Annotated in this window: 1 protein-coding gene; it reads left to right on the top strand. The window is 71.0% G+C overall.

Features of this window, described 5'->3' with window-relative positions; genetic code table 11:
• A partial coding sequence (locus QH470_RS00005; protein ID WP_280270140.1) for a carbonic anhydrase occupies positions 1-902 on the top strand: 902 nt, incomplete at its 5' end.
• Positions 903-1,113 lie beyond the last annotated feature (211 nt).

The following is a 1,113-nucleotide window of genomic DNA, read 5'->3' on the forward strand; positions in this document are numbered from 1 at the left end:
CGCTGCCGAAACTGACCAAGGAACTCGCCAAGGTCCCCACCGGCACCGACGTGCTGGTCGAACTCACCGTCGACTTCCTCGACCACGCCTCCTACGAAGCCATCCACGACTGGGCCCGCCAACACGAAAACACCGGCGGCAACGTCGAATTCGTGGAAATCGGCACGGCGCGGATGGCACACGCCACGGCCGGTCCGCCCAAGCGCGGCCAGGCCCGCGGCCTGCTCGACGAGGTACTGGGCCCGTGGCAGGAGCGGTCCGACAATCCGGTGGCGACCGGTGTGGCCGCCTACCACCGCAGCCACGCCCACGTGGTGCGGCCGCACCTGGATGAACTGCGCGACCGGCAGGACCCGCACTCGCTGTTCCTGACCTGCGCCGATTCCCGGATCGTGCCCAATGTGATCACCAACAGCGGTCCGGGCGACCTGTTCACCGTCCGCAACGTCGGCAACCTCATCCCCGCCGACAGCTCGGACACCTCGCTGGAGGCGGCCATCGCGTTCGCGGTGGACAACCTGCAGGTGCGCAATGTGGTCGTGTGTGGTCACTCGTCGTGCGGCGCCATGAAGGCGCTGCTGTCCGGCGCCTCGGCCGGACCGGGGCTGGACAACTGGCTGGCCCACGGCCGGCCCAGCCTGGAGACCTACCGGGCCGGGCATCCGGTGCGGGCCGCCGCGGCGGCGGCCGGTTACGACGAGGCCGCCCAGCTGAGCATGGTGAACGTCGCCGTGCAGCTGGAGACCCTGCACGCCCACCCGGTGATCCGCCGGGCGGTCACCGAGCGCGGTCTCACGGTGTCGGGGTTGTTCTTCGACATCTCCTCGGCCAACGTCTTGGAGGTCACCGCGGAGGGCATCAGCGAGATCGTGGATCAGCCCACCGCGCCGGTCACGGTCTGACAATCCGGGGCGGGGGCCCCCCCCCACCCGCGCCGCCCCACCCCCGCCCCCCACCCGGCAAAACGCACCGCGATGTTAGTGCGCGGCCCCGTCTTGCTCCTGCGCGCCGATCCGGCGGTGTTCGCCCTGACCGCCGACACCGACGCGATGCTCGTGCGGGAGCACGCCCGTGAGGGGCACATCCGAATGCTGCCCGGCGTCGGGCACGGAC

Source organism: Nocardia wallacei (assembly GCF_029868745.1).
GTDB lineage: Bacteria > Actinomycetota > Actinomycetes > Mycobacteriales > Mycobacteriaceae > Nocardia > Nocardia wallacei_B.